Below are 21,503 nucleotides of genomic sequence, written 5' to 3' on the forward strand. Positions count from 1 at the left end.
CTCAGTGCGCGACGGCGGGCTCCGGGGTCTCGGTGACCGAACTGTCCAGCGGCGGCACCCGCCCGGAGCGGCGTTCCCAGTTCCGCAGCGCCTGCCGGCAGGGCTGCTCGACCAGCGCGTAGCTGACCGCGGCCATCGCGAAGCCGAAGATCAGCGTCAGGATCAGGATGATCACCATGTCGCCGTTGAAGACGAACCGGCCGACCACCGGGAACACCAAGGTCAGCGCCGCCAGATGCCAGACGAACAGGCCGTAGGACCAGCGGCCCAGGGTCACCATCAGCGGGCTGCCGAGCAGCCGGTGGCTGGTGTCGGGGCGGTCCAGCACCAGCGGGGCCAGCAGGCCGAACGCGATGATCGCGCCCATCGCGGTGCGCACGACGAACTGGTCCAGGGTCGCCGGCGTGAGCCCCTCCGGGCCGGCCACCGGGGAGGCCGACACCGCGTAGGCGACCAGCACGATCACCGCCATCAGGATCCGCCGGCGGGCCAGCCGGTGCACCCAGCCGATCGGGGTGACGGTCCACTCGGCCAGCAGCATCCCGGCGGCGAACCACGACCCGTAGGCCGGCGGCCAGTTCAGGAAGTTGACCCCGTCGGAGGTCTCGATCGGCAGCAGGCCCCAGGCCAGGCTGGCCGCGCCGACGGCGGCGATCACCGGGATCCGGGCCCGCACCGGCAGCCGGGCCGCGAAGAACGCCAGCAGCGGCAGCACCAGATAGAAGGTGACCTCCACCGACAGGCTCCACATCTGGGTCAGCCCGGGCGTCAGGGTCAGCGGCACATAGATCTGGGTCAGCGTCAGGTTCGCCAGCCACACCGTCGGGCTGGCGCCCCAGGCGTCGGGCAGCAGCAGCAGGATGATGACGACGGCGACCAGGTAACCGGGCATGATCCGGACCAGCCGGGAGCGCAGGTAGTGCACGGTCGGCGGCTTTCTGCGCAGCCCGCGGGCCGCGGCGGCGTGGCCGCGCCACAGCAAAAAGCCCGACAGCGCGAAGAACACCGCCACCGCCAGGTCGAACCGGCCCAGCAGCCGGCCCAGCGGCCCGGAGGACACCGCGGTCTGAAACGACACGTGGGTGATCACCACGCCGATCGCCGCCCAGGCCCGCAGCCCCTCCACCGCGGGCAGGAAGCCGCGGGTGCCGCCGACCTGCTGGTCCTCTGTTCGCTGCGTCACACCCGCTCCGGTCGTCGGTCCTGCCCGCCCCCATATTGCCCGCCGCCGGCACCGGCGGTGCCAGTGCCGACGGCACGGGCGGCGGCACGGCGATTGACACCGCTAATGGCACGGGGAATCGGTGGCCGGGCGATGGGCCGTTACCCTATCTGCTGTTAGGGTCCAATGGCCGGAGGGTCGGGCGCTGCCCGCTGCCGCCGCAACCCGGATCCGGAAGGAAGGTACTGCAACGTGAATCGTGCAGTTCTGTTGCGCATCGCGGCATGCGGCCTGCTTGGCCTGGGGTCCGGGCTGTTGATCGCCGCGCTGCTGTTGTCGACCTACACCTCGAGCCGGGTCCGCCAGATCCCGCTGGACCTGGACACCACGCTGGTCAGCAACGGCACCGGAACCGCGCTGGATCCCGCCTCGCTGCTCGGCGAGCGGTTCATCATCAGCAACGACGTGCCGCTGGTTTCCCAGCAGGCCCTCAGCGTCGAGCAGCCGTCCAACGCCGACGTCGTCACGCTGCAGGTCGGCACCTCGGTCAAGCGCACCGATCAGCAGCAGGACAAGGGCCTGCTGCTGGCCATGGTCGACACCGTGACGCTGGACCGCAGCACCGCGATGGCGGTGTCCGACGACAACCATCCCGGCGGCTCGATGCAGAAGCCGCGCACCATCGAGGACACCAAGCCGGCGACCAACATCGCGCTGCCGCACGAGGGCCTGTCCTACCGGTTCCCGTTCGACACCGAGAAGAAGACCTACCAGGTGTTCGACCCGATCGCGCAGCAGGCGTTCGACGCCAACTACGTCAACGAGGAAGACGTCAACGGCCTGACCACGCTGCGGTTCCAGCAGAACGTCGGCTACAACGCCGAGGGCAAGCTGGTCGAGCCGATCCGGTACGCCTCGCTGTACGAGAACGACGAGGACGGCGAGGTCACCGCCCGCGCCGAACTGTGGGGCATCGAGGGGGTCGACCCGCAGGAACCGATCACCATGACCCGCTACTACGCCGCGCAGCGGACGTTCTGGGTGGATCCGGTCTCCGGCACCATCGTCAAGTCCCAGGAACACGCGAACCACTACTACGCCCGCGAGGCGCTGCACCCGGAGGCCAGCCTGGCCGACTACAAGGTGACCTCCACCGAGAGCACCGTCGAGTCGCAGGTGGCGGCCGCCCGCTCCGAGCGCGACCGGATCGGCCTGTGGACCCGGGTGCTGCCGATCAGCTTCACCGCCGCCGGGTTGATCGCGTTGATCGCCGGCGCGCTGCTCGGCTCGTTCGGGCTGCGCACCGACGCCGCGCTGATCGACCCGGGCCTGGACAACCGGGGCGGGCTGTTCAGCCGCCGCCCCGCCGACACCGGGCCGATGCCCGCCGCGCAGGCCGAGACCGAGAAGCTGCCCGCGCTGCGACCGGACCTGCATCCCGACGAGTAGCCCGATGCTGCGGCGGGCCGCGGCGCGGGCCGCGGTGCCCGGCTACTGCCTGGCGCTCAGCCTGCTGATCTGCGCCCCGCTGCTGGGGGCCGGCTATCTGCTGCTGCGCGACGCCGTCTCCACCCCGCGGTCCTGGCTGACCGACGCCGCACTCGGGCTGTCCGAGTCCGCGGCCCGCGCGGTCCCGCAGGATTTCGCCGTCGCACTGGCCTCGGGGTTCCTCGACGGCGGTGTACTGGTCACGGTGCTGCTGGTGGCCGGGTTGTGGCTGGCCGGCTGGGGCGCGGCCCGGCTGGTGGCGACGGTGGCCGGCGCTGTTATGTCCGGCGCGGCGGCGGGCGGCCAGTTGCTGGCGGCCACCCTGGCGGTGTGGAACCCGTACGTGGCCGAGCGGCTGCTGCAGGGGCACTGGAGCCTGTTGCTGGGCTATGGCTGCCTGCCCTGGGTGGCGCTGACGGTGCTGCGGCTGCGGGGCGGCGCCGGCGGCCGGGACTGGTTTGCGCTGGCCTTTTGGATCGCGCTGGCCGGGCTGACCCCGACCGGGCTGCTGCTGGCCGCGGTGGTCGGCGGGGTCTGCCTGCTGGCGCCGGGCGGACGACGGTGGCCGGGCGCCGCGGCGCTGCTGGGCCTGTCGGTGGCCGCGGCGCTGCCCTGGCTGGTGGCCTCGGCCGGTGGCTCGCTGGGCGCCTACCGGGCGTCCGGGGCGCCGGGCTTCGATGCGTTCGCCGCCCGCGCCGAACCCGGCCTGGGCACCCTGGGCAGCCTGGCCGGGCTGGCCGGGATCTGGAATTCCGATGCCGTCCCGCCGTCGCGGGTCGGCTGGTTCGCGACGGTGGCCACGATCGTGCTGGTCGCGCTGGTGCTGACCGGGCTGCGCGCAGCCTGGCGGCGGCCGGCGGCCCGGCCGCTGCTGGTGCTGGCCGCGGTGGCGGTGCTGGCGCCCGCGCTGGCGGCCACCGGGGTGGGCCGGGCGCTGCTGCAGGCCGGCGCGGAGTCCTTCGGCGGGCTCGGGGTGCTGCGCGACGGGCAGAAGTGGGTGGCGCTGGCGATGCCGGGCTACGCGCTGGCGGTCGCCGAGGTGCCCGGGGTGCTGGCCGCGCGGTGGCCGCGGCTGCGCCCGGCGGCGGTGTCCGCGGTGGGTGTCGCACTGCTGATCGCGACGCTGCCGGACCTGGTGTTCGGGGTCGGCGGGCGGGTGCACGCGGTGCACTATCCGCCCGGGTTCGCCGCCGTCGCCGCCCGGATCAACGCCGACCCGGCGCCGGTGGCGGTGCTGCCGGCCGACGGCATGCGGCGGTTCGGCTGGGCCGGGCCGGCCCCGGTGCTCGACCCGCTGCCGCGCTGGGTGGCCGCCGAGGTGCTCTCCACCGGCGACCTGACCATCGCCGGGCAGACCATCGCCGGCGAGGGCGACCGGGCCCGCGCGGTGCAGCGGCTGCTGCTCGACGGCGCCGACGCCGCGCAGCTGTCCCGCGCCGGGGTGGGCTGGCTGGTGCTGGAGGCCGGGTCGGCCGGGGAGCTGGGGGCCTCGGCCCGCACGCTGGCGCCGCTGACCCCGGTCTACGCCGACGACGAACTGCGGCTCTACCGACTGGCTGAGGGACCCGGGCCCGCGCCGTCGCCGCGGCGCCCGGCGCTGATCGCCGCGCACCTGAGCTGGCTGGCGGTGCTGCTGGTCGGTGGCGCAGGGGCGGTGGCCGCCGGGCTCAGACGACGCCGCCGAGACGCCGACCGGCGTTGACCTCGGCCAGCACGGTCCCCATCGCCGCGGCGCTCTGCGCCCAGGAGAACTCGCCGGCCCGGGCGGCGGCCTTGCGGCCCAGCTCGGTGCGCAGCACCTCGTCGGAGAGCAGCTCGTCGAGCCGGGCGACAAGTTCACCGTGATCGCCGACCAGCATCCCGGTCACCCCGTCGACGATCGAGTCGCACAGACCGCCGGCGCTGCGATAACCGATCGTCGGCACCTCGTGCTGGGCGGCCTCGATCACCGCCAGGCCCCAGCCCTCCTTGCGCGACGGCAGCAGCGCCACCCAGGCGCGCTGCACCAGCCGGTGCTTGGTGAGCTCGTCGACGTGGCCGTGGAAGGTGACCGCGTCGGTGATGCCGAGGCGACGGGCCTCCTCGACCAGCCGGTCGCGCCACCAGCCGCCACCCACCACGTCCAGCTGCAGCTCCGGGTACGACGGGCGCAGCGCGGCGACGGCGGCCAGCGCATCCTCGATCTGCTTGTGCGGCACCAGCCGGGACAGCACCACCACCCGCGGGGTCGCCGACCGCGGCACGGCCGGGCCGGACACCGGCGGCTCATCGACGCCGTTGCGCACCACCGCGATCCGGTCCGGGCTCACCCCGAGGTCAACGAGTTCACGCATGGACGGCAGCGACACCGTGACGTACTGGTTGCGCCGGTGCAGCCGCGGCGACAGCCGGGATTCGACGAACCAGCCGATCCGGGCCAGCCGACGTCCGGCGACCGGCCACTGCTCGCGGTGGCAGTGATGCACCAGCAGTACCACCCGGCGGCCATACGCCAACCGGGCCAGGAACGGCAGCCCGTTCTGCGAGTCGATCACCACGTCGGGCCGCACCCGGCGCAGCGGGCCAAGACCGATCCGGGCGGCAACCATGGCCAGCCCGGCCCGGATGTACACCGTGTAGGGCCCGCCGCCGCGGCTGATCTGCACCCCGTCGATCTCCCCGCGCCGCGGCGCGCCCGGGTAGCGGGCGGTGCGCAAGGTGACGGCGGCACCGGAGGCCGCCAGCTGCGCGCCGATGCGCTGCAGGTAGGCCTCACTGCCGCCGCCCTGCGGGTGCCCGGTGTCGCGCCAACACAGCAGCAGCACCGAACGGACGGGGTGATCGGACATCGGTTCCAAGCGTAAAGCAACGACATAAGGTGGCCCGGTGGCCATCACCGACGCCCTCGCCCGTCGGGCGACGCTGCGCCGGTCGGTGCGGCTGCTCGGCGAGTTCCGCTTCGAGCAGCGCGACCCGGCCCGGTTCTACGGCGCGCTGGCCGACGACACCGCCGCGATGGTCGACGAGCTGTGGTCCGGCCGGCATCCGGGCGCCGGGCTGGCCGGCACCACCGTGCTCGACGTCGGCGGCGGACCCGGCTACTTCGCCGACGCCTTCGCCGGCCTCGGGGCCCGCTACATCGGCGTGGAGCCGGACGCCGCGGAGATGCACGCCGGCCCGGTGCCGCCGGCCGGCGGCGCCGGCGCCTTCGTGCGGGCCTCCGGCATGGCGCTGCCGTTCGCCGACGACAGCGTCGAGGTCTGCCTGTCCTCCAACGTCGCCGAGCACGTCCGGCACCCGTGGCGGCTCGGCGCGGAGATGCTCCGCGTCACCCGGCCGGGCGGGCTGGCGATCCTGTCCTACACGGTGTGGCTGGGCCCGTTCGGCGGCCACGAAATGGGCCTGACGCACTACCTCGGCGGGGCGCGGGCGGCGGCCCGCTACACCCGCAAACACGGCCATCCGCCGAAGAACAACTATGGCTCGTCGTTGTTCGCGGTGTCGGCCGCCGACGGCCTGGACTGGGCCCGCAGCACCGGCACCCTGGTCGCCGCATTCCCGCGCTACCACCCGCGATGGGCGTGGGGCATGACGGCGCTGCCGGGGCTGCGGGAGTTGCTGGTGAGCAATTTGGTGCTGGTTCTTTCCCCACCGGTCCCGTCAGACTGAAACAGGTTCTTGTTTTGCCGCATTGTTGAGTAAGGTGTGTCCCATGACACAGACCACCGAGCCCGGCTACCGCACCGATTTCGACAAGCTGTTCATCGGCGGCCAGTGGGTCGCCCCCGCCAGCAGCGACGTCATCGAGGTGTTCTCACCCGCCACCGGCGAGAAGGTCGGCCAGGTGCCGCTGGCCACCGCCGCCGACGTCGACGCCGCCTGCGCCGCCGCGCGCCGGGCGTTCGACGAGGGCCCCTGGCCCCGGATGACCCCGCACGAGCGCCAGGCCGTGATCGCCAAGGCCGTCGAGCTGATCACCGCCCGCGCCGACGAGTTCAAGCACCTGCTGACGCTGGAGACCGGCCAGCCCGCCACCATCGTCGACATCATGCAGTTCGGCGCCGGCGTGACCGGCCTGCAGTACTACGCGGGCGCGGCCGACAAGTTCAGCTGGCGCGACATCCGCGACGGCATCTACGGCCAGACCCTGGTGCTGCGCGAGCCGATCGGCGTGGTCGGCGCCGTCGTCGCCTGGAACGTGCCGTTCTTCCTGGCCTGCAACAAGCTGGGCCCGGCGCTGCTGGCCGGCTGCACGATGGTGCTCAAGCCCGCCGCCGAGACCCCGCTGTCGACGAACCTGCTGGCCGAGGTGTTCACCGAGGCCGGGCTGCCCGAGGGCGTGCTGTCGGTGGTGCCGGGCGGGCCGGAGACCGGCCGCGCGCTGACCGCCAACCCGAACCTGGACAAGTTCACCTTCACCGGCTCCTCGGGCGTCGGCAAGGAGATCGGCAAGATCGCCGCCGAGAAGCTCAAGCCGTGCACGCTGGAGCTCGGCGGCAAGTCCGCGGCGATCATCCTGGAGGACGCCGATCTGGATTCGACGCTGCCGATGCTGATCTTCTCCGGCCTGATGAACTGCGGCCAGGCCTGCGTCGGGCAGACCCGCATCCTGGCCCCGCGGTCCCGCTACGAGGAGATCGTGGAGAAGATCGGCGCGGCGGTCGCCGCGATGCCGGTCGGCCGCCCCGACGATCCGGCGGCCGCGATCGGCCCGCTGATCTCGGAGAAGCAGCGCGAGCGGGTCGAGGGCTACATCCGCACCGGCATCGAAGAGGGCGCCCGGGTGGTGACCGGCGGCGGCCGACCCGAGGGCCTGGACACCGGCTGGTTCGTGCAGCCGACGGTGTTCGCCGACGTGGACAACTCGATGACGATCGCCCAGGAGGAGATCTTCGGGCCGGTGCTGGCGGTGATCGCCTACGACACCGAGGACGACGCGGTGCGCATCGCCAACGACTCCGATTACGGCCTGGCCGGTTCGGTGTGGACCACCAACAACGACAAGGCCATCGAGATCGCCGCGAAGATCCGCACCGGCACCTACGCGGTGAACATGTACGCCTTCGACCCGGGCGCACCGTTCGGCGGCTACAAGAACTCCGGCATCGGCCGGGAGAACGGCCCGGAGGGTATCGAGGCCTACTGCCAGGCCAAGAGCGTGCTGCTGCCGTTCGGCTACACCCCGGCGACCTAGTCCGCGAATCGGGCGCCCCGGCCTGCGGGCCGGGGCGCCCGTCCGCCGGGGGGCTCAGTCCACCTGGTAGATGACCACCGCGGGCGCCGCGGCGCCGGCGGCAGCCGCCTCGGGACTGCTCGCCAGGCGTTCCGATTCGGCCTGGACCATCGCGATGACGAGTTGCACCGTGTTGGCCGAGGCGTACAGCGTGGTCTGCGCACCGGGCGCAGCCGGCCCGACCACCGGCGCCGGATCGGTGACCGAACGTTTGGGGGCGGTGTCCAGCGAGGCCGCCGCCCACTCCAGAAATGCGTCGACCTCGTCCTCGTGGTAACCGCGCTTCCCGAAGCCGGGCTTGCCGAACAGCGTCTCTCGGATGACGGCCCCGCTGAGTTGGCCAGACGCCGACGGGTGCTGTTCACGACGGGTCAGTTCCGCCTCGATCAGATCGAGCAGATCATCAACCTGCTGGACGTTGTAGCCACGCTTGCCGATCGGCGGCGTGCCGAACCTGATCTGGCGCACATCGTTTGCGGTCATCTGCACAACCACCAGTATCGGCGTGCGGGTCCCCAGGTCTCGGGATCGGGCCGCGGCGGGTCGGCACCGATACACTGCGTCGGCCCGGCATATTCCGTTGGTTTGGGCCCGCTCACCGTCCGGCGATGCGCATGACACGAGGAGTTCCCATGGCGGTATCGGTTGATCTGGCCAAGTCCCTGGACAAGGCCTACGAAGAAAAGTCCCTCAAGGAGATCCTGGACGCGTCTCCGGCCGCGCTGGCCGGCGTGACCGACCAGGACGCCGAGTTGCTGCAGCAGGCGTTCAACATCAAGACCGTCCGCCAACTCGGTTCCAACAAGTTCTTCGCCGTCGCGCAGGCGCTGGCGGCCCTGGAAAACGCGGGCTGACCTCCGCTTCTCCCCCGAGCGTGAGTGTCCCCGGTGCCTGTCGCACCGGGGACACGCGCGCTCGCGTTATATTGCCCTGCGGTGACCGGTTTGCCGACCGTCCACCGCGTTACGGTATTCTTTGATTTTGTAAACCATACCCGGCCTTCGGAGAACCCCATGACCGCTAAGAGCAAGGCCGCCATCATCGCGGCCGCCCGCAGTGCCATCGGCACCGCCCGCAAGGGCACCCTGGCCAACATGCCGGCCATCGAGGTGGCCAAGCCCATCGTCACCGCCGCCGTCGAACGGTCCGGCCTGGACCCGAGCGCCTTCGAGGACCTGATCCTGGCCGAAAGCCTGCAGGGCGGCGGCGACAGCGCCCGCTACATCGCCGTCGACCTCGGCTACGACTCGATCCCGGGTGCCGCGGTGAACCGGCAGTGCGCCTCCAGCCTGGCCGCCATCGCGTTCGGCGCCGGCCAGATCGCCGCGGGCATGAGCAGCCACCTGCTGGCCGGCGGCATGGAGTCGCTGTCGACCATGCCGCAGTTCCTCAAGCGCAAGGCGTTCAGCACCGGCAAGGAGGCGACCGACTGGGAGCGCTTCGCCCCGGCCGCCAACCCGGTGGACACCCCGGACGCCCCGCCCTATGACATGTCCATCACCGTCGCGCACAACTGCGCGGTCGAGTACGGGCTGACCCGCGAGGACCAGGACGCCTGGGCGCTGCGCAGCCACCAGCGCGCCGTCAAGGCCATCGACGCCGGCTCGTTCGTCGACGAGATCGTCCCGATCAGCGTGCCGCAGGCCGACGGGTCGACGATCACCTTCGCCGTCGATGAGCATCCGCGCCGGGAGACCTCGCTGGAGACGCTGGCCGGCCTGAAGGTGCTGCACCCGGAGATCGACGGCTTCACCGTGACCGCGGGCAACTCCTCGGGTACCAACGACGCGGCCGCCGTCGTCGCGCTGGCCTCCCCGGAGACCGGGCAGAACGTGCTGGCCAACATCCTGAGCTGGGCGCAGATCGGCCTGCCGGCCAAGCGCACCGGCAGCGGCCCGATCTACGCCATCCCGAAGGCCCTCGAGCTGGCCGGGCTGACCATCGCCGATGTGACGCTGTTCGAGATCAATGAGGCGTTCGCCGCGCAGGCGGTGGCCTGCACCCGGCAGCTGGGCCTGGACGAGGAGAAGGTCAACGTCTACGGCTCCGGCATCAGCCTGGGCCACCCGATCGCGGCCACCGGCGCCCGGATGGTCACCTCGGCGATCTACGAGCTGCGTCGCCGCGGCGGCGGCATCGGCGTGCTGTCGATGTGTGCCGGCGGCGGCATGGGCGCGGCGATGGTGATCGAGGTCGGCTGAGCCGCACCGCCCCGTAGTACCTGCAAAACGCTCGACCGGGATTTCCCGGTCGAGCGTTTTGCGTCGTCGGCCGGTCCGGTGCCGCGCCCGGGCACAGTCGTCGCAGGTGGCAGGTGGCATGGTGGCGATGGTCGCCGGCACCGGTGCTCCAGCCGGCGGGACAACTCCTTGGCGCTAGTCGGAGGTGGTGGACGCCAGTGGATGCTGCTCCGCGAAGGCCACCGCGCGAAGCGATGTGGTGGCCTGTTCGAACTGCGAGACAATCTCGGTGAGGGTCGGTGCGACCGGCGACTTATGCGCGTTGAACGACTCATGCCTGTTGAAGAGCGCCAGGAGCTGCTCGCGCGCCACGGTCGATGACGGCAGACCACGCTGCTGCGCGATCCGCTCGATCGCCTCGAATTCCGCGGGACTCAGTCTCACCTGCAGCACCTTGGATCGCGTCTGGTTTGGCCGGCTGACCTTGACGTGCGGGGGGATGGGGCGGTCGGTCTGGTCAGCTTCGCCAGCCTCAGCTTCGGCGCCGAGGCGGACCAGTCGATCATCGAGCGTTTCCTTCATTGCGGCCTCCGTGCTTGTAGTAGTTGCGGTCGCGAGGGTTTGACCGCCAAGCGTTGACGCCGTACACGGCGCCTTCGTGTTCAACGGTGATGACCGTGAGCACGTCGCCGCAGCTGGGCGATTCGCCGATGGTTCGGACGCTCTCGCCGGAGTCGCTGTTGTAGTCGGGGTCGAACACGATGGCGGCGGGGTCGGCGAGAGCTTCCTCTGCGTGATCGGCGGTTACGCCGCGCTTTCGGACGATGTACTCGTGTCGCTTACTCCAGTCGACCACACCATCAGTGTAATACAACTGTATTACACTGATGAAGGGCTGTTGAGGCAGCAATCTTCTCCCCGCCGCGGCTACCGTGACCGATGAGGCAATACCGTGACCGATGACTGGACACGGGGTCGGCACCCGACGAGTGCGCATCATGAGGGAGAACCACTGCCATGCACGACGAGATCGGCCTCCCCGAGATCGGCCTCCCCGACATCGACCTCACCGACCTGGATCGCTTCACCGCCGGGTTCCCGCACCGGGTGTTCGACGTGCTGCGCCGCGACGCCCCGGTCTGGTTCCACCCGGCCACCGCCCACACCCCCGGCGGCGAGGGCTTCTGGGTGCTCAGCCGCTACGCCGACATCGTCGCCGCGGCCACCGACGACGCCACCTTCTCCTCGGCGACCGGCGGGAACCGCGACGGCGGCGGCACCACGCTGGAAGACATGCCGATGGGTTTCGCCGTCGGCGCACTGCTGAACATGATGGACGATCCGCGGCACGCCAAGATCCGCAGACTGCTCGCCCCCGCCACCACCCCGCGCGCCCTGGCCGCCATCGAGGCGGGCCTGCGCTCCCGCGCCGTCGCCATCGTCGAGGCGGCGCTGGCCAAGCGGGACTGCGATTTCCTGGTCGACGTCGCCGCCGAGCTGCCGCTGCAGGCGGTGGCCGAGCTGGCCGGCGTGCCGCAGGAGGATCGCCACGAGCTGATGAACTGGGCCAACGTCACGCTGGACTACGACGACCGGGAAATCGGCGAGGTGAACGACCGGGTCGTCCAGGCCCAAGCCCGGATGTTCGCCTACGGCAGCGATCTGCTGGAGCGCAAACGCGCCAGGCCTGCCGCCGATCTGCTGTCGATCGTGACGCACGCCGAGGTCGACGGCGAACCGCTCAGCCAGCATGAGCAGCAGTTGTTTCTGAGCCTGATCGTCGCCGCGGGCAGTGAAACGACGCGCAACTCGATCGCCATCGGGATGTCGGCGCTCGGTGCGCGCCCGCAGGACTGGGAACGCCTGCGCGCCGACCGCACCCTGCTGCACGCCGCGGTGGAGGAGATCCTGCGGTGGGCGTCGTCCACTCCGTACAACCGGCGGACCGCCACCCGCGACGTCGAGCTGCACGGCCAGCGCATCGCCGCCGGGGACAAGGTCACCCTGTGGTGGGCCTCGGCCAACCGCGATGACACCGTCTTCGCCGACCCGCACACCTTCCAGCTGGCCCGAAACCCCAACCCGCACCTGGCGTTCGGCCGCGGCGTGCACTTCTGCCTGGGTGCCTCACTGGCCCGGATGGAGATCCGGGTGCTGCTGGAGGTGCTGCTGGACCGGGTCGGCACCATCACCCCGACCGGGCCGATCGAGTACGTCCGCAGCAACAAGCACACCGGGGTGCGGCACATGCCGGTGACCGTCGAGGCACGTTAGGACGCCTCACCGCGCTGAGCGCGGGGCACCGCCGTGCGGGCGGGCGCCCGGCCGGTGCTCAGTCGCTGGCGGGCAGCGGCTTGGCCTCCTTGAGGCTCAGCGCGGTGGCCCCGATGCTCAGGGTGCCCTGCCCGGCCTTGGTGACCAGCAGCTCCGCCCCGCTGTCGTCGACGTAGCGCTTGCCCATCAGGGTGCCCTCGGCAAACCCCGGGTCGACCGCGCCGCCGGAGCGCTCGGCGTCCAGTGCCACCATCGGCGCCCCGCCGCAGCGCAGGTCGTCGAGGCTGTCGGCGGTCTTGACGACGATCACCTGGGTGTCGTCGACCTGGCTCTGCAGGCGGGTGCCGTTCTTCACCATCGGATGGTCCCTTCGGGTTCTGGTGTGGTCAGTCGGTGGCGGTCAGTCGGTGGCAAGCCCGGCGACGATCTCGCGCCGCAGCACCTTGCCGGTGGCGTTGGTGGGCAGCTCGTCGCGGAACACCACCCGGTCCGGGGTGCGCGATCCGCGCAGCGCCTTGCGCACATGGTTGCGCAATTCCTCGGGGTCCGGGTCGATTCCGGCGACCGGAACGACGACGGCGACGATGATCTGGCCCCACTGGGCGTCCTCGGCGCCGACCACGGCGACCTGGTGGACGTCGGGGTGCTCGATCAGCACGTCCTCCAGCTCGGCCGGGGCGATGTTCTCCCCGCCGCGGATGATGGTGTCGTCGCTGCGCCCGGAGATGAACAGGTAGCCGCCCTCGTCGAGGCTGGCGATGTCGCGGGTGGGGAACCAGCCCTGCTCGTCGAGCACCGAGCCGATGCCGGTGTAGCGGCCGGAGACCTGCTCGCCTCGGACGAACAGTTCGCCGGTCTCGCCGGGGCCGAGCACGGTGCCTGCCTCGTCGCGGATCTGCACCTCGATGCCCGGCACCGGCCGGCCGACCGAGCCGAGCCGGCGGGCCAGCGATTTGTCGTCGTGGCCGTGCGCGAGGCGGTGGTCCTCGGGGCCCAGCACCGCGATGGTGGAGCTGGTCTCGGTCAGTCCGTAGGCGTTGACGAAGCCGACGTGCGACAGCAGCGACAGCGCCCGGCGGACCAGCGGCAGCCCGACCTTGGAGCCGCCGTAGGCCAGCGTCTTCAGGCTCGGCAGCCGGTCCCCGCCGGCCTCCAGCACCGCGACGATCCGGTCCAGCATGGTGGGCACCACGGTGGCCGAGGTGACCGCCTCCTGCTGCACCAGGGCGACCCAGCGCTCGGCGTCAAAGTTGGGCAGATACACCATCTTTCGGCCCGCGTACAGGTTGGACAGCGCCGCGGACACCCCGGCGATGTGATACGGCGGCACGCAGATCAGCGCGGCGTCGCCCGGTTCGGCGGCGCCGTACTCGACGGTGCCGGTGATGTAGGACGTCAGGTTGTTGTGGGTGAGTTCGACGGCCTTGGGGGCGCTGGTGGTGCCGGAGGTGAACAGCACCACCCCGACGTCGTCGGGGTCGGCGAACTCGGCGACCGGTTCGGCGGTGCGGGCGGCGGCGAGGAACTCCGCGGACTCCAGCACCGCCAGGCCGGCGTCGCCGACCATGTCGCGGTAGCGGGGGTCGACGATCACCAGTGGGTTGGGCAACCGCTCGATCAGCGCCTGGATGCCCTCGGCGGACAGCCGGTAGTTGATCGGGGTGAAGGCCCGGGCGGCCCGCGCCGAGGAGAACAGCAGCAGCGGCAGCAGCGCGCCGCCGGCGCCGACGTAGACGACGTGCTCGGCGCCGGAGCCGGCGATGACGCCGGCGCCGCCGTCGGCCAGGTCGGACAGTTCCTGGGTGGTCAGTCGCATGTCGTCGGAAACCACCGCGGTCCGCTCCGGATCACCCGAAACGGCCATCTCCAGCAGAAGCGAGATACTCACCGACACCGCCCAAGATTGCCATTATCCGAAAGGAAGAACATGATTCTCCGATTAAACCACAGCCAGGCATTTCACTTCACCGAAGCGCAGCGCATCGGATGGTTAGGATCCCCCGCATGGCCGAGAACGAGCGCCCCCAGCCCAGCGACGTCGACGCCGGGCGCACCGGCGCCGAGGTGACCGGCGCCCGGGTGGCCGCGCCGGCGACATCTCCGCGGCTGACCGGCGCCGGCCACAGCTGGATCCTGCCGATGACGCTGGTGCTCTCGATGGCCGCGCTGGCCATCTCTATCTTCGTCGCGCTGAACCGCGATGACGAGCCGCACACCGGCGGGGCCCACACCGAATCGGTCGAGTCGGCAAAGGACCGCACCTGCGCGGCCGCGCAGGTCGTACAAACCGCGGTCGGTCTGCAGACCAAGACCGAGCTCGGCACCGAACCCGTCGCCAAGCATGCGGTGGCCGCCAACGCCCGGCTGGCCACCCTCGGCGGCGGACACTACCTGCTCGACGAGGTCACCGCCGCCACCCCGCCCGACCTTGCCGAACAGGCGCGCGCCCTGGGCAACGCCCTGGTCGGGTTAGGGATCCATCAGCTCGCCGGCGAGACCGACGACGACCCGGCCCAGGCCGTCCGGCTGCAGGCCGCCGAGACCGCGTCGGCCCGGCTCGCCGCGCTCTGCCGGTAGCCGCTCAGCTACCGGTCCACTGCGGGGCACGCTTCTCGGCGAACGCGACGGCACCCTCGCGGGCGTCCTTCGACAGGAACACCGGCGCCAGGATCTGCATCTGCTCGGTCCACTGCTCCTGCTCGCCCCAGTACCGCGACGCCACGATGATCTTCTTGGTGGCGGCGACGGCCAGCGGGCCGTTGGCGCAGATCTTCTCGGCCAGCGCCAGCGCGCCCGCCAGCGCCCCGCCCGGCTCGGTCAGCGTGGTGACCAGGCCCAGCTCATTGGCCCGCGCCGCGGACAGGTTGTCACCGGTCAGCGCCAGTTCCATGGCGATGGCGTACGGAATGCGCTGCGGCAGCCGCAGCAGCCCGCCGCCGCCGGCGACCAGGCCGCGCTTGACCTCCGGGATGCCGAACGCGGAGTCGTTCGCCGCGACGATCAGGTCGCACGACAGCGCCACCTCGGTGCCGCCGGCCAGCGCGTAGCCCTCGACCGCCGCGATCAGCGGCTTGGCCGGCGGGCACTGGGTGAAGCCAAGGCCGCGGCCGTCGATGTCGCAGCGCTCGCCGCGGGCAAACGCCTTGAGGTCCATGCCCGCGCAGAACGAGCCGCCCGCGCCGGTCAGCACGCCCACCGACAGGCCCGGATCGGCGTCCAGCCGGTCCATCGCGTCGGCCAGCCCCTGGCTGACCGCCAGGTTGACGGCGTTCTTGGCGTTCGGACGGTTGATCGTGATGAGCAGAATGCGGTCACGCTGCTCGACGAGGACGGCGGGTTCGGTGGCGGAGTCATCGCTCATGCCGCCGACGATAGAGGATACCGAAAGCATTACCGGAGCGGCCCCCGGCGATCCTCGGCCGTCGCCCCGGGGCCGGTGAGTACCGGCCGGTACCATGACCGGTGACCTGAAGGGAGCCCATCGGACGTGGCCACCAACGATCCCTCCCCGGTGCCGCGGGCTCCCGGCGCCGACTGGAACCCGGACCGGGTCCGCCGGTACGTCTCGACGATGGGCCCGCTGATCCGGGCCTACCACCGCGCCGAGGTCCACGGCCTGGACGCGTTCCCCGACGGCGCGGCGCTGGTGGTGGCGAATCACTCCGGCGGGATGCTGGCGATGGACCTGCCGGTGTTCGCCAACGCCTTCTACCGCCGGTTCGGGTATCGCCGGCCGCTGTTCACGCTGAGCTTCGACCTGCTGTTCGCCAGCCCGCTGGGCGACGTCTTCCGCAGCTTCGGCTTCATCCCGGCCAACCCGGGCAACGCCGCGGCCGCGCTGCGCGACGGCGGCGTGGTGGTGGTCTTCCCCGGCGGGGACTACGACGTGTACCGGCCGTTCACCGCCCGCAACACCATCGACTTCGACGGCCGCACCGGCTATGTCCGGACCGCGCTGGACGCCGGCGTGCCGATCGTGCCCGTCGTGCAGATCGGCGGGCAGGAGACCCAGCTGTTCCTGTCCCGCGGCACCGCGCTGGCCCGAATGCTGGGGCTGCACCGGCTAGTGCGGGCCCGGATCCTGCCCATCTCGGTGGGCTTTCCGTTCGGGCTGTCGGTGGTGCTGCCGATCAACGCGCCGCTGCCGTCGAAGATCGTGATGCAGGCCCTCGAGCCGATCGACCTGACCGAGACGTTCGGCCCCGACCCCGACATCGACGAGGTCGACACCCACGTGCGCGCCGTCATGCAGGCGGCGCTGGACCGGCTCGCCGCGCAACGACGACTCCCGGTCATCGGCTGAAAGGTTCCACGACACATGCCACGCACCCGCTCGCCGCGGCGCACCCTGATCCGGGCCGCCGCGGAACTGGCCAACGCCGCCAACGCCGTTCGGCCGGTCACCCGGGACGGCTACGGCGCCATCTGGTCGTTCTCCTTCGGCTGGCCGGCCGGCGAGCTGGCCCCCTGGCTGGGTACCGCCTCGGTGATCGACGCCGCGCGGCGCTGGCGCCGCGGCGACTTCGGCGGCCGCTCCGGGATGCTGGCCCTGCTGCTGACCGCGGCGTCCTGGGTGCTGCTGGCCGGGGTGCATCAACGCAACCTGCGCTCCTCCCCGTACTTCGAGGAGCCGCTGCGCGAGGAGCTCGGACCCAGCTACACCGAGGTGGTCCGGCCCAGCCGGATCCGGTTGGCGGCCGGGCTGTTCCGCGCCGGCTCGGCCCGCCGCCGCTACGTGGAGCGCGCCGACGTCGTCCGCTACGGCCCGCACCGGGCCAACCGCGCCGACATCTGGCGCCGCCACGACATGAAGCCCAACGCCAAGGCGCCGGTGCTGGTCAACATCCCCGGCGGCGCCTGGGTGATCGGCATGCGCCGGCCGCAGGCCTACCCACTGCTGGGGCACCTGGCCGACGAGGGCTGGGTCTGCGTGTCGATCGGCTACCGGGTCAGCCCGCTGCACACCTGGCCCAACCAGATCGTCGACGTCAAGCGCGCGCTGGCCTGGGTGCACGAGCACATCGCCGAATACGGCGGTGACCCCGACTTCATCGCGGTCAGCGGCGGCTCGGCGGGCGGGCACATGTGCGCGCTGGCCGCGCTGACGGCCAACGATCCGGCCTGGCAGCCCGGCTTCGCCGACGCGGACACCTCGGTGGCCGCCGCGGTGCCGGTGTACGGCCGCTACGACATGCTGTCCACCGAGGGCGTCGGGCGCGGGCTGTTCGTCAAGATGCTGCTGCGGTGGCTGGTGATGAAGAAGGACTACCGGACCCACCCGGAGATCTACGCCGACGCCTCCCCGATCAACCACGTGCACGCCGACGCGCCGCCGTTCTTCGTGCTGCACGGCAGCAACGATTCGCTGATCCCGGTGGAGGAGGCCCGCGACTTCGTGGCCGCGCTGACCCCGGCCTCGACCGCGCCGGTGGTGTACGCCGAGATCCCGGGCGCCCAGCACGCGTTCGACCTGTTCGGTTCCTCGCACGGCCACTACACCGCGGTGGCGATCGCCCGGTTCCTGGACTGGGTGCGCGGGATGCGCGAGCAGGGCCTGCCACTGCTGGGTTCCGACGATCGGGCCCGCGCGCAATTAACGGGCCGCCCGGAGTGATCCGGCCCGGCGGCGGCCGTCGGCTACGGTGGCCCAGGTGACCCTCGCCGAAATTCATCCGGAGCTGCGCAACATCGCCCGGGTACTGCCCCGCCAGCCGATCCGGCCGCTGACCCTGCGGCTGTTCCGGGCCGCCACCGGCCTGCTGGAGCGCCGCACCCCGCGCAACGTCTCCGTGCTGACCACCGCCGGCGGTGTGGGCATCCGGCTGTTCCGGCCGCCGAACCAGACCGCGCCCGCGCCCGCGGTGCTGTGGATCCACGGCGGCGGCTACCTGATCGGCAGCCCGGCCCAGGACGACGCGCTGTGCCGGCAGCTCGCCGACCGACTCGGTGCGGTGGTGGCCGCGGTCGACTACCGGCTGGCCCCCGAACATCCCTACCCGGCGCCGCTGGAGGACTGCCATGCGGCGCTGAGCTGGCTCGCCGCGCTGCCCGGGGTCGACCCGACCCGGCTGGTGGTGGCCGGGGCCAGCGCCGGGGGCGGGCTGGCCGCCGCGCTGGCGCTGCTGGCCCGCGACCGGGGTGCCCCGAAGCTGGCCGCGCAGGTGCTGGTCTACCCGATGCTCGATGACCGCACCTCCTATGACGGCAACGAGGACAAAGCGACGTTCCGGTTGTGGGGCCGCCGCAGCAATGCGTACGGCTGGCGGTCCTACCTCGGTGACACCGACCCGAACCTCGCGGTGCCGGCCCGCCGGACCGACCTGGCCGGCCTGCCGCCGGCCTGGATCGGGGTGGGCACCCACGACCTGTTCCACGACGAGGACCTGGCCTACGCCGACGCGCTCAGCGCGGCGGGGGTGCCCACCGAGGTGCTGGTGGTGCCGGGCGCGTTCCACGGTTTCGATCAGCTGGCCCCCAAGACCAAGGTCAGCCGGGACTGGTTCGACGGGCAGATCTCCTGGCTGACCCGGACGCTGGACTCCGCGGCCGACTGAGCCGCGCGGGGCGGGCACTGCCGGGCGCCGCGCTCAGCGCCGCCAGGCCACCCGGCCGCCGATGATCGTGGCCGCGACCCGGCCGGAATCCGGTTCGGCGAGCGCCTCGACCGGGTTTCCGGCGAGCACGCAGATGTCCCCGGGCTGCCCGGGTGCGATCCGCCGCGGCCGGGCCGGGTCCTGCGGGCGGCCCAGCAGCATCCGCAGCGCCACCGCCGCCGAGACCCGCTCGTCGGCGCCGAGCAGCCGCCCGGACGGGGTGCGCCGGTGTGCGGCCGCGGCGACGACGCGCCACGGGTCGGCATCGCCGAACGGCAGGTCGGTGGACAACGCCAGCGGGATCCCGGCGCTCCGCAGGCTGGCGACCCGCCACAGCCGGTGCCGGTCGGCCGCGGGCACCTCGGCCAGGTACTCATCGCCCCGCTCGGCGACGAAGTTCGGCTGGGTGACGACGGTGACACCCAGTTCGGCGAGCTGGGCGACGCAGTCGTCGGGCACCAGCGCGGCGTGCTCGATCCGATCGCCGGGGTGCCGCCCCGCCTCGCGCAGCGCCGCCATCGTCACCACCAGCTGGGCGTCGGTCACGCAGTGCACGGCCACCGGATGATCGAGGCGGTGACTGTCGGCGATCCAGTCGCTCACCCGGTCCAGGTCCAGGTCGGTGTCATCGAGGATGAGTTTCGCCGGGCCGAGGGTGATGCCGGCGACGGCGGCGGTGCCGGCCGGGGCCATCGCGTGCAGGCGCTGGGCGATCTCGCCGGATTGTGCTGCGGCGGCAAGGTTTTCCAGGTCCGCCGGGCGCTGGCCGGGGGTGGCGTCGGTGAGCCCGGTGACGCCGTGGCTCAGCAGCCTTGTGCTCAGCGCCGCCGCAGAGGGGGCCCGCCCGGGCAGCTGCAGCGCCTCGGTGTCGCGGTGGAAGCGGCCGTCGGGATGGCCGGTGCGGCCCAGGACGGCCAGCCCGGCGGAGTTGACGATCCACAGGGCGCCGCTGCGGTGCTGCACCCGGACCGGGAGGTTTTCGACGACGGCGTCGAGGGCGGCGGCGTCCAGCGGGCCCGCCACGCTGTCGTGGTAGCCCACCGCCCGGATCCAGCCGTCGGCCCCGGGGGCGGCGGTGCGCAGCGCGTGCCGGAACTCGGCGGGGCCGGCCACCTGCGGCGGGCCGACCCGGACCGAGTCGTGCGCGGCGACCGCCGCCCGCAGGTGCACGTGGTGATCGTGCAGCCCGGGCAGCACCAGCGCGCCGGCGGCGTCCAGAACGTCCTCGCCGGCAACGGGTTTGAGCCGCGCGGCGACCGCGGTGATGGTGTCGCCGACCCGGATGTCGACGGTGCCCCCGCCGCCGGGTTCCGCACCGCCCGGGTCTGCGCCGTCGAGCAGCACCGCCCGGGTGATCAGCACCGCGGGCTCCGGTCGGCGACCAGCCGGTCCACCGCGGCGGTGTCGGCACCGAGGGCGGCGGCCGGTGCCGACGGCGGCGGTGCGACCGGGGGCCGCGCCTGCGGCGGATGCCCGGGCGAGATCACCGGCAGCGCAGCGTAGTTCGCCGCGACGGCGGCCATCGACAGCTCGATCAGTTCGCCGCCCCCGCGGGTCAACGACTCGATCACCGCGGCGGCGGCGGCGATACCGGTCAGCGGGTCGGCGATGGCGTCGCCGCAGAACACCGGCGTTCCCCCGCCGGCGCCGACCAGGCCGCCGCCGACGGCGGCGTCGTCGCCGAACGCGACCCGCCCGGATTCCGCGCCGTGGCCGGTGACCCGCAGCCACACCCGCCCCGGCGGGCCGGCGACGTCGCCGGGGCCAAGCCCCCGGCGGGTCAGCGCCGCGGGCCGGGAGCCCTCCAGCACCACGTCGGCGGCCCCGATCAGGGCGCGCAGCCGATCGGCGTCGACGTCGAAATCCGCCGCGTAGGAGAGCTTTCCGGTGTTGATCCAGTCGAAGAACCGGCGGTCCCCGGCCCGGGTGCCGTCCGGGCGGCGGGGGCTTTCCACCTTGACGACGGTGGCCCCGGCGTCGGCGAGCAGCCGCCCGCACAGCGGCCCGGCCCACATCGAGGTGAGGTCGGCGACCAGCAGCCCGGCCGGCGACCGGGGTGCGGCGCTCGGGCCGAGGCGGTGCACCCGCGGCGCGGCGGGCGCGGTCTCGCCGAGGGCGGCGACCGGCAGGTCCAGCAGCACCGCCCGCTCCACGATCTCGGCGGCGGGCCGGGTGGCCGCCCAGCCGGTCAGCGCCGGCCACGGGTCGGCGCCCAGCCCATCACGGCGCAGCAGCGCCGGGACCGCATCGAGGTCGTCGGGCCGGGACAGCGTCAGGGCGATCCAGCCGTCGGCGGCGGGCAGCAGCCGGGTCGCGCCGCCGGCGCTGACCGTGCCGCGCCGGGTCAGCCCGAGCAGCCCGGCCCGCCCGGTCAGCAGCAGGCCGGCATCGGGGCGGGCGTCGGTGGCGGCGGCCAACACGGCGGCCCGGCCGAAGTCCGGGGGGCCGTCGGCGTGGCCGGTCAGGGCCGCCAGTCCACCGGCCGCCCAGCGCGCCGCCGCATCGTTCACACCGGCCATTGTTCCGCAACCCGTTTCCCGGCGGTGTGACGATCCGGGTGCCCGGGTGCGCTGGCCCCGGCCTGCGGGCGCACC

Annotated in this window: 21 protein-coding genes; 11 read left to right on the forward strand and 10 right to left on the reverse strand. The window is 72.5% G+C overall.

What is annotated here, in order from left to right; genetic code table 11:
- Window position 1: 1 nt before the first annotated feature.
- Window positions 2–1,183, reverse strand: a complete 1,182-nt coding sequence (locus G6N10_RS12255; protein WP_085097284.1) for an acyltransferase family protein — start codon at window positions 1,181–1,183, stop codon at window positions 2–4.
- A 231-nt stretch (window positions 1,184–1,414) separates the two neighbouring features.
- Between G6N10_RS12255 and G6N10_RS12260 the strand changes: the two genes are divergently transcribed.
- Both G6N10_RS12260 and G6N10_RS12265 read left to right on the forward strand, forming a co-directional pair.
- A complete protein-coding gene (locus G6N10_RS12260; protein ID WP_085097281.1) occupies window positions 1,415–2,611 on the forward strand; it encodes a cell envelope lipid trafficking protein PgfA in 1,197 nt (398 codons plus the stop codon).
- A gap of 4 nt (window positions 2,612–2,615) precedes the next feature.
- Window positions 2,616–4,352 (forward strand): MmpA family trehalose lipid delivery protein, encoded by a 1,737-nt coding sequence (locus G6N10_RS12265; protein ID WP_109750540.1) that lies wholly within the window; start codon window positions 2,616–2,618, stop codon window positions 4,350–4,352.
- Here G6N10_RS12265 and G6N10_RS12270 read toward each other — a convergent pair.
- Window positions 4,318–5,478: a glycosyltransferase family 4 protein gene (locus tag G6N10_RS12270; protein ID WP_085097278.1), complete on the reverse strand. Its 1,161-nt coding sequence runs from the start codon at window positions 5,476–5,478 to the stop codon at window positions 4,318–4,320. The two genes, G6N10_RS12265 and G6N10_RS12270, sit on opposite strands and share 35 nt — an antisense overlap.
- A 37-nt stretch (window positions 5,479–5,515) precedes the next feature.
- Between G6N10_RS12270 and G6N10_RS12275 the strand changes: the two genes are divergently transcribed.
- Window positions 5,516–6,298 carry a class I SAM-dependent methyltransferase gene (locus G6N10_RS12275; protein ID WP_085097275.1) on the forward strand — a complete coding sequence of 261 codons (783 nt, stop codon included), beginning with the start codon at window positions 5,516–5,518 and terminating at the stop codon, window positions 6,296–6,298.
- Between the two features lie 43 nt (window positions 6,299–6,341).
- Entirely contained in the window at window positions 6,342–7,823 is a 1,482-nt protein-coding gene (locus G6N10_RS12280) for an aldehyde dehydrogenase (protein ID WP_085097272.1), read from the forward strand.
- A 54-nt stretch (window positions 7,824–7,877) separates the two neighbouring features.
- On the opposite strand, the gene G6N10_RS12285 is transcribed toward G6N10_RS12280, so the two are convergent.
- The gene (locus G6N10_RS12285) at window positions 7,878–8,345 is read right to left on the reverse strand and encodes a DivIVA domain-containing protein (protein WP_109750547.1); all 468 of its coding nucleotides are present in this window, start codon (window positions 8,343–8,345) and stop codon (window positions 7,878–7,880) included.
- Between the two features lie 149 nt (window positions 8,346–8,494).
- On the opposite strand from G6N10_RS12285, the gene G6N10_RS12290 reads away from it, so the two are divergent.
- Together G6N10_RS12290 and G6N10_RS12295 are read left to right on the forward strand one after the other, a co-directional pair.
- Window positions 8,495–8,716 carry a hypothetical protein gene (locus G6N10_RS12290; protein WP_085097265.1) on the forward strand — a complete coding sequence of 74 codons (222 nt, stop codon included), beginning with the start codon at window positions 8,495–8,497 and terminating at the stop codon, window positions 8,714–8,716.
- Window positions 8,717–8,875: 159 nt separating this feature from the next.
- Window positions 8,876–10,063, forward strand: coding sequence for a thiolase family protein (locus G6N10_RS12295; protein WP_085097262.1), 1,188 nt, complete (start codon window positions 8,876–8,878; stop codon window positions 10,061–10,063).
- Between the two features lie 174 nt (window positions 10,064–10,237).
- Here G6N10_RS12295 and G6N10_RS20425 read toward each other — a convergent pair whose 3' ends face one another.
- Window positions 10,238–10,624: a hypothetical protein gene (locus G6N10_RS20425; protein ID WP_234810592.1), complete on the reverse strand. Its 387-nt coding sequence runs from the start codon at window positions 10,622–10,624 to the stop codon at window positions 10,238–10,240.
- Entirely contained in the window at window positions 10,605–10,898 is a 294-nt protein-coding gene (locus G6N10_RS12305; protein ID WP_085097259.1) for a hypothetical protein, read from the reverse strand. The genes G6N10_RS20425 and G6N10_RS12305 overlap by 20 nt, the downstream gene beginning before the upstream one ends.
- Before the next feature lie 161 nt (window positions 10,899–11,059).
- Here G6N10_RS12305 and G6N10_RS12310 point away from each other — a divergent pair, with 161 nt between their 5' ends.
- The gene (locus G6N10_RS12310; RefSeq protein WP_085097256.1) at window positions 11,060–12,316 is read left to right on the forward strand and encodes a cytochrome P450; all 1,257 of its coding nucleotides are present in this window, start codon (window positions 11,060–11,062) and stop codon (window positions 12,314–12,316) included.
- 58 nt (window positions 12,317–12,374) lie between these two features.
- Here G6N10_RS12310 and G6N10_RS12315 read toward each other — a convergent pair whose 3' ends face one another.
- Both G6N10_RS12315 and G6N10_RS12320 read right to left on the reverse strand, forming a co-directional pair.
- Window positions 12,375–12,674, reverse strand: coding sequence for a hypothetical protein (locus G6N10_RS12315; RefSeq protein ID WP_085097252.1), 300 nt, complete (start codon window positions 12,672–12,674; stop codon window positions 12,375–12,377).
- Window positions 12,675–12,716: 42 nt separating this feature from the next.
- Window positions 12,717–14,204 (reverse strand): class I adenylate-forming enzyme family protein, encoded by a 1,488-nt coding sequence (locus G6N10_RS12320; RefSeq protein ID WP_085097415.1) that lies wholly within the window; start codon window positions 14,202–14,204, stop codon window positions 12,717–12,719.
- Window positions 14,205–14,320: 116 nt separating this feature from the next.
- On the opposite strand from G6N10_RS12320, the gene G6N10_RS12325 reads away from it, so the two are divergent.
- On the forward strand, window positions 14,321–14,893 hold the full coding sequence (locus tag G6N10_RS12325) for a hypothetical protein (protein ID WP_085097249.1): 573 nt from the start codon (window positions 14,321–14,323) through the stop codon (window positions 14,891–14,893).
- Window positions 14,894–14,897: 4 nt separating this feature from the next.
- On the opposite strand, the gene G6N10_RS12330 is transcribed toward G6N10_RS12325, so the two are convergent.
- A complete protein-coding gene (locus G6N10_RS12330; RefSeq protein ID WP_085097246.1) occupies window positions 14,898–15,677 on the reverse strand; it encodes a crotonase/enoyl-CoA hydratase family protein in 780 nt (259 codons plus the stop codon).
- Between the two features lie 126 nt (window positions 15,678–15,803).
- Between G6N10_RS12330 and G6N10_RS12335 the strand changes: the two genes are divergently transcribed.
- Genes G6N10_RS12335 through G6N10_RS12345 form a run of 3 tightly spaced genes read left to right on the forward strand, consistent with a single transcriptional unit; the run spans window position 15,804 to window position 18,870 of the window.
- Window positions 15,804–16,619 (forward strand): 1-acyl-sn-glycerol-3-phosphate acyltransferase, encoded by an 816-nt coding sequence (locus tag G6N10_RS12335; protein ID WP_407663982.1) that lies wholly within the window; start codon window positions 15,804–15,806, stop codon window positions 16,617–16,619.
- A gap of 15 nt (window positions 16,620–16,634) precedes the next feature.
- A complete protein-coding gene (locus G6N10_RS12340; protein WP_085097243.1) occupies window positions 16,635–17,930 on the forward strand; it encodes an alpha/beta hydrolase in 1,296 nt (431 codons plus the stop codon).
- 37 nt (window positions 17,931–17,967) lie between these two features.
- Window positions 17,968–18,870: an alpha/beta hydrolase gene (locus tag G6N10_RS12345; protein WP_085097408.1), complete on the forward strand. Its 903-nt coding sequence runs from the start codon at window positions 17,968–17,970 to the stop codon at window positions 18,868–18,870.
- A gap of 33 nt (window positions 18,871–18,903) precedes the next feature.
- Here the strand turns inward: G6N10_RS12345 and G6N10_RS12350 are convergent, their stop codons facing one another.
- Together G6N10_RS12350 and G6N10_RS12355 are read right to left on the reverse strand one after the other, a co-directional pair.
- A complete protein-coding gene (locus G6N10_RS12350) occupies window positions 18,904–20,271 on the reverse strand; it encodes an amidohydrolase family protein (RefSeq protein WP_085097240.1) in 1,368 nt (455 codons plus the stop codon).
- Window positions 20,265–21,428, reverse strand: a complete 1,164-nt coding sequence (locus G6N10_RS12355) for a CoA transferase (RefSeq protein ID WP_085097237.1) — start codon at window positions 21,426–21,428, stop codon at window positions 20,265–20,267. The genes G6N10_RS12350 and G6N10_RS12355 overlap by 7 nt, the downstream gene beginning before the upstream one ends.
- Window positions 21,429–21,503: the final 75 nt, after the last annotated feature.

It is taken from the genome of Mycolicibacterium fallax (genome assembly GCF_010726955.1).
Lineage (GTDB): Bacteria > Actinomycetota > Actinomycetes > Mycobacteriales > Mycobacteriaceae > Mycobacterium > Mycobacterium fallax.

What these genes read in the sequence shown, in the direction of transcription:
- G6N10_RS12285 (WP_109750547.1), bottom strand. Translation starts at nt 8,345, where the DNA reads ATGACCGCAAACGATGTGCGCCAGATCAGGTTCGGCACGCCGCCGATC.
- G6N10_RS12315 (WP_085097252.1), bottom strand. Translation starts at nt 12,674, where the DNA reads ATGGTGAAGAACGGCACCCGCCTGCAGAGCCAGGTCGACGACACCCAG.
- G6N10_RS12330 (WP_085097246.1), bottom strand. Translation starts at nt 15,677, where the DNA reads ATGAGCGATGACTCCGCCACCGAACCCGCCGTCCTCGTCGAGCAGCGT.
- G6N10_RS12310 (WP_085097256.1), top strand. Translation starts at nt 11,060, where the DNA reads ATGCACGACGAGATCGGCCTCCCCGAGATCGGCCTCCCCGACATCGAC.
- G6N10_RS12290 (WP_085097265.1), top strand. Translation starts at nt 8,495, where the DNA reads ATGGCGGTATCGGTTGATCTGGCCAAGTCCCTGGACAAGGCCTACGAA.
- G6N10_RS12340 (WP_085097243.1), top strand. Translation starts at nt 16,635, where the DNA reads ATGCCACGCACCCGCTCGCCGCGGCGCACCCTGATCCGGGCCGCCGCG.
- G6N10_RS12355 (WP_085097237.1), bottom strand. Translation starts at nt 21,428, where the DNA reads ATGGCCGGTGTGAACGATGCGGCGGCGCGCTGGGCGGCCGGTGGACTG.
- G6N10_RS20425 (WP_234810592.1), bottom strand. Translation starts at nt 10,624, where the DNA reads ATGAAGGAAACGCTCGATGATCGACTGGTCCGCCTCGGCGCCGAAGCT.
- G6N10_RS12270 (WP_085097278.1), bottom strand. Translation starts at nt 5,478, where the DNA reads ATGTCCGATCACCCCGTCCGTTCGGTGCTGCTGCTGTGTTGGCGCGAC.
- G6N10_RS12280 (WP_085097272.1), top strand. Translation starts at nt 6,342, where the DNA reads ATGACACAGACCACCGAGCCCGGCTACCGCACCGATTTCGACAAGCTG.
- G6N10_RS12295 (WP_085097262.1), top strand. Translation starts at nt 8,876, where the DNA reads ATGACCGCTAAGAGCAAGGCCGCCATCATCGCGGCCGCCCGCAGTGCC.
- G6N10_RS12265 (WP_109750540.1), top strand. Translation starts at nt 2,616, where the DNA reads ATGCTGCGGCGGGCCGCGGCGCGGGCCGCGGTGCCCGGCTACTGCCTG.
- G6N10_RS12325 (WP_085097249.1), top strand. Translation starts at nt 14,321, where the DNA reads ATGGCCGAGAACGAGCGCCCCCAGCCCAGCGACGTCGACGCCGGGCGC.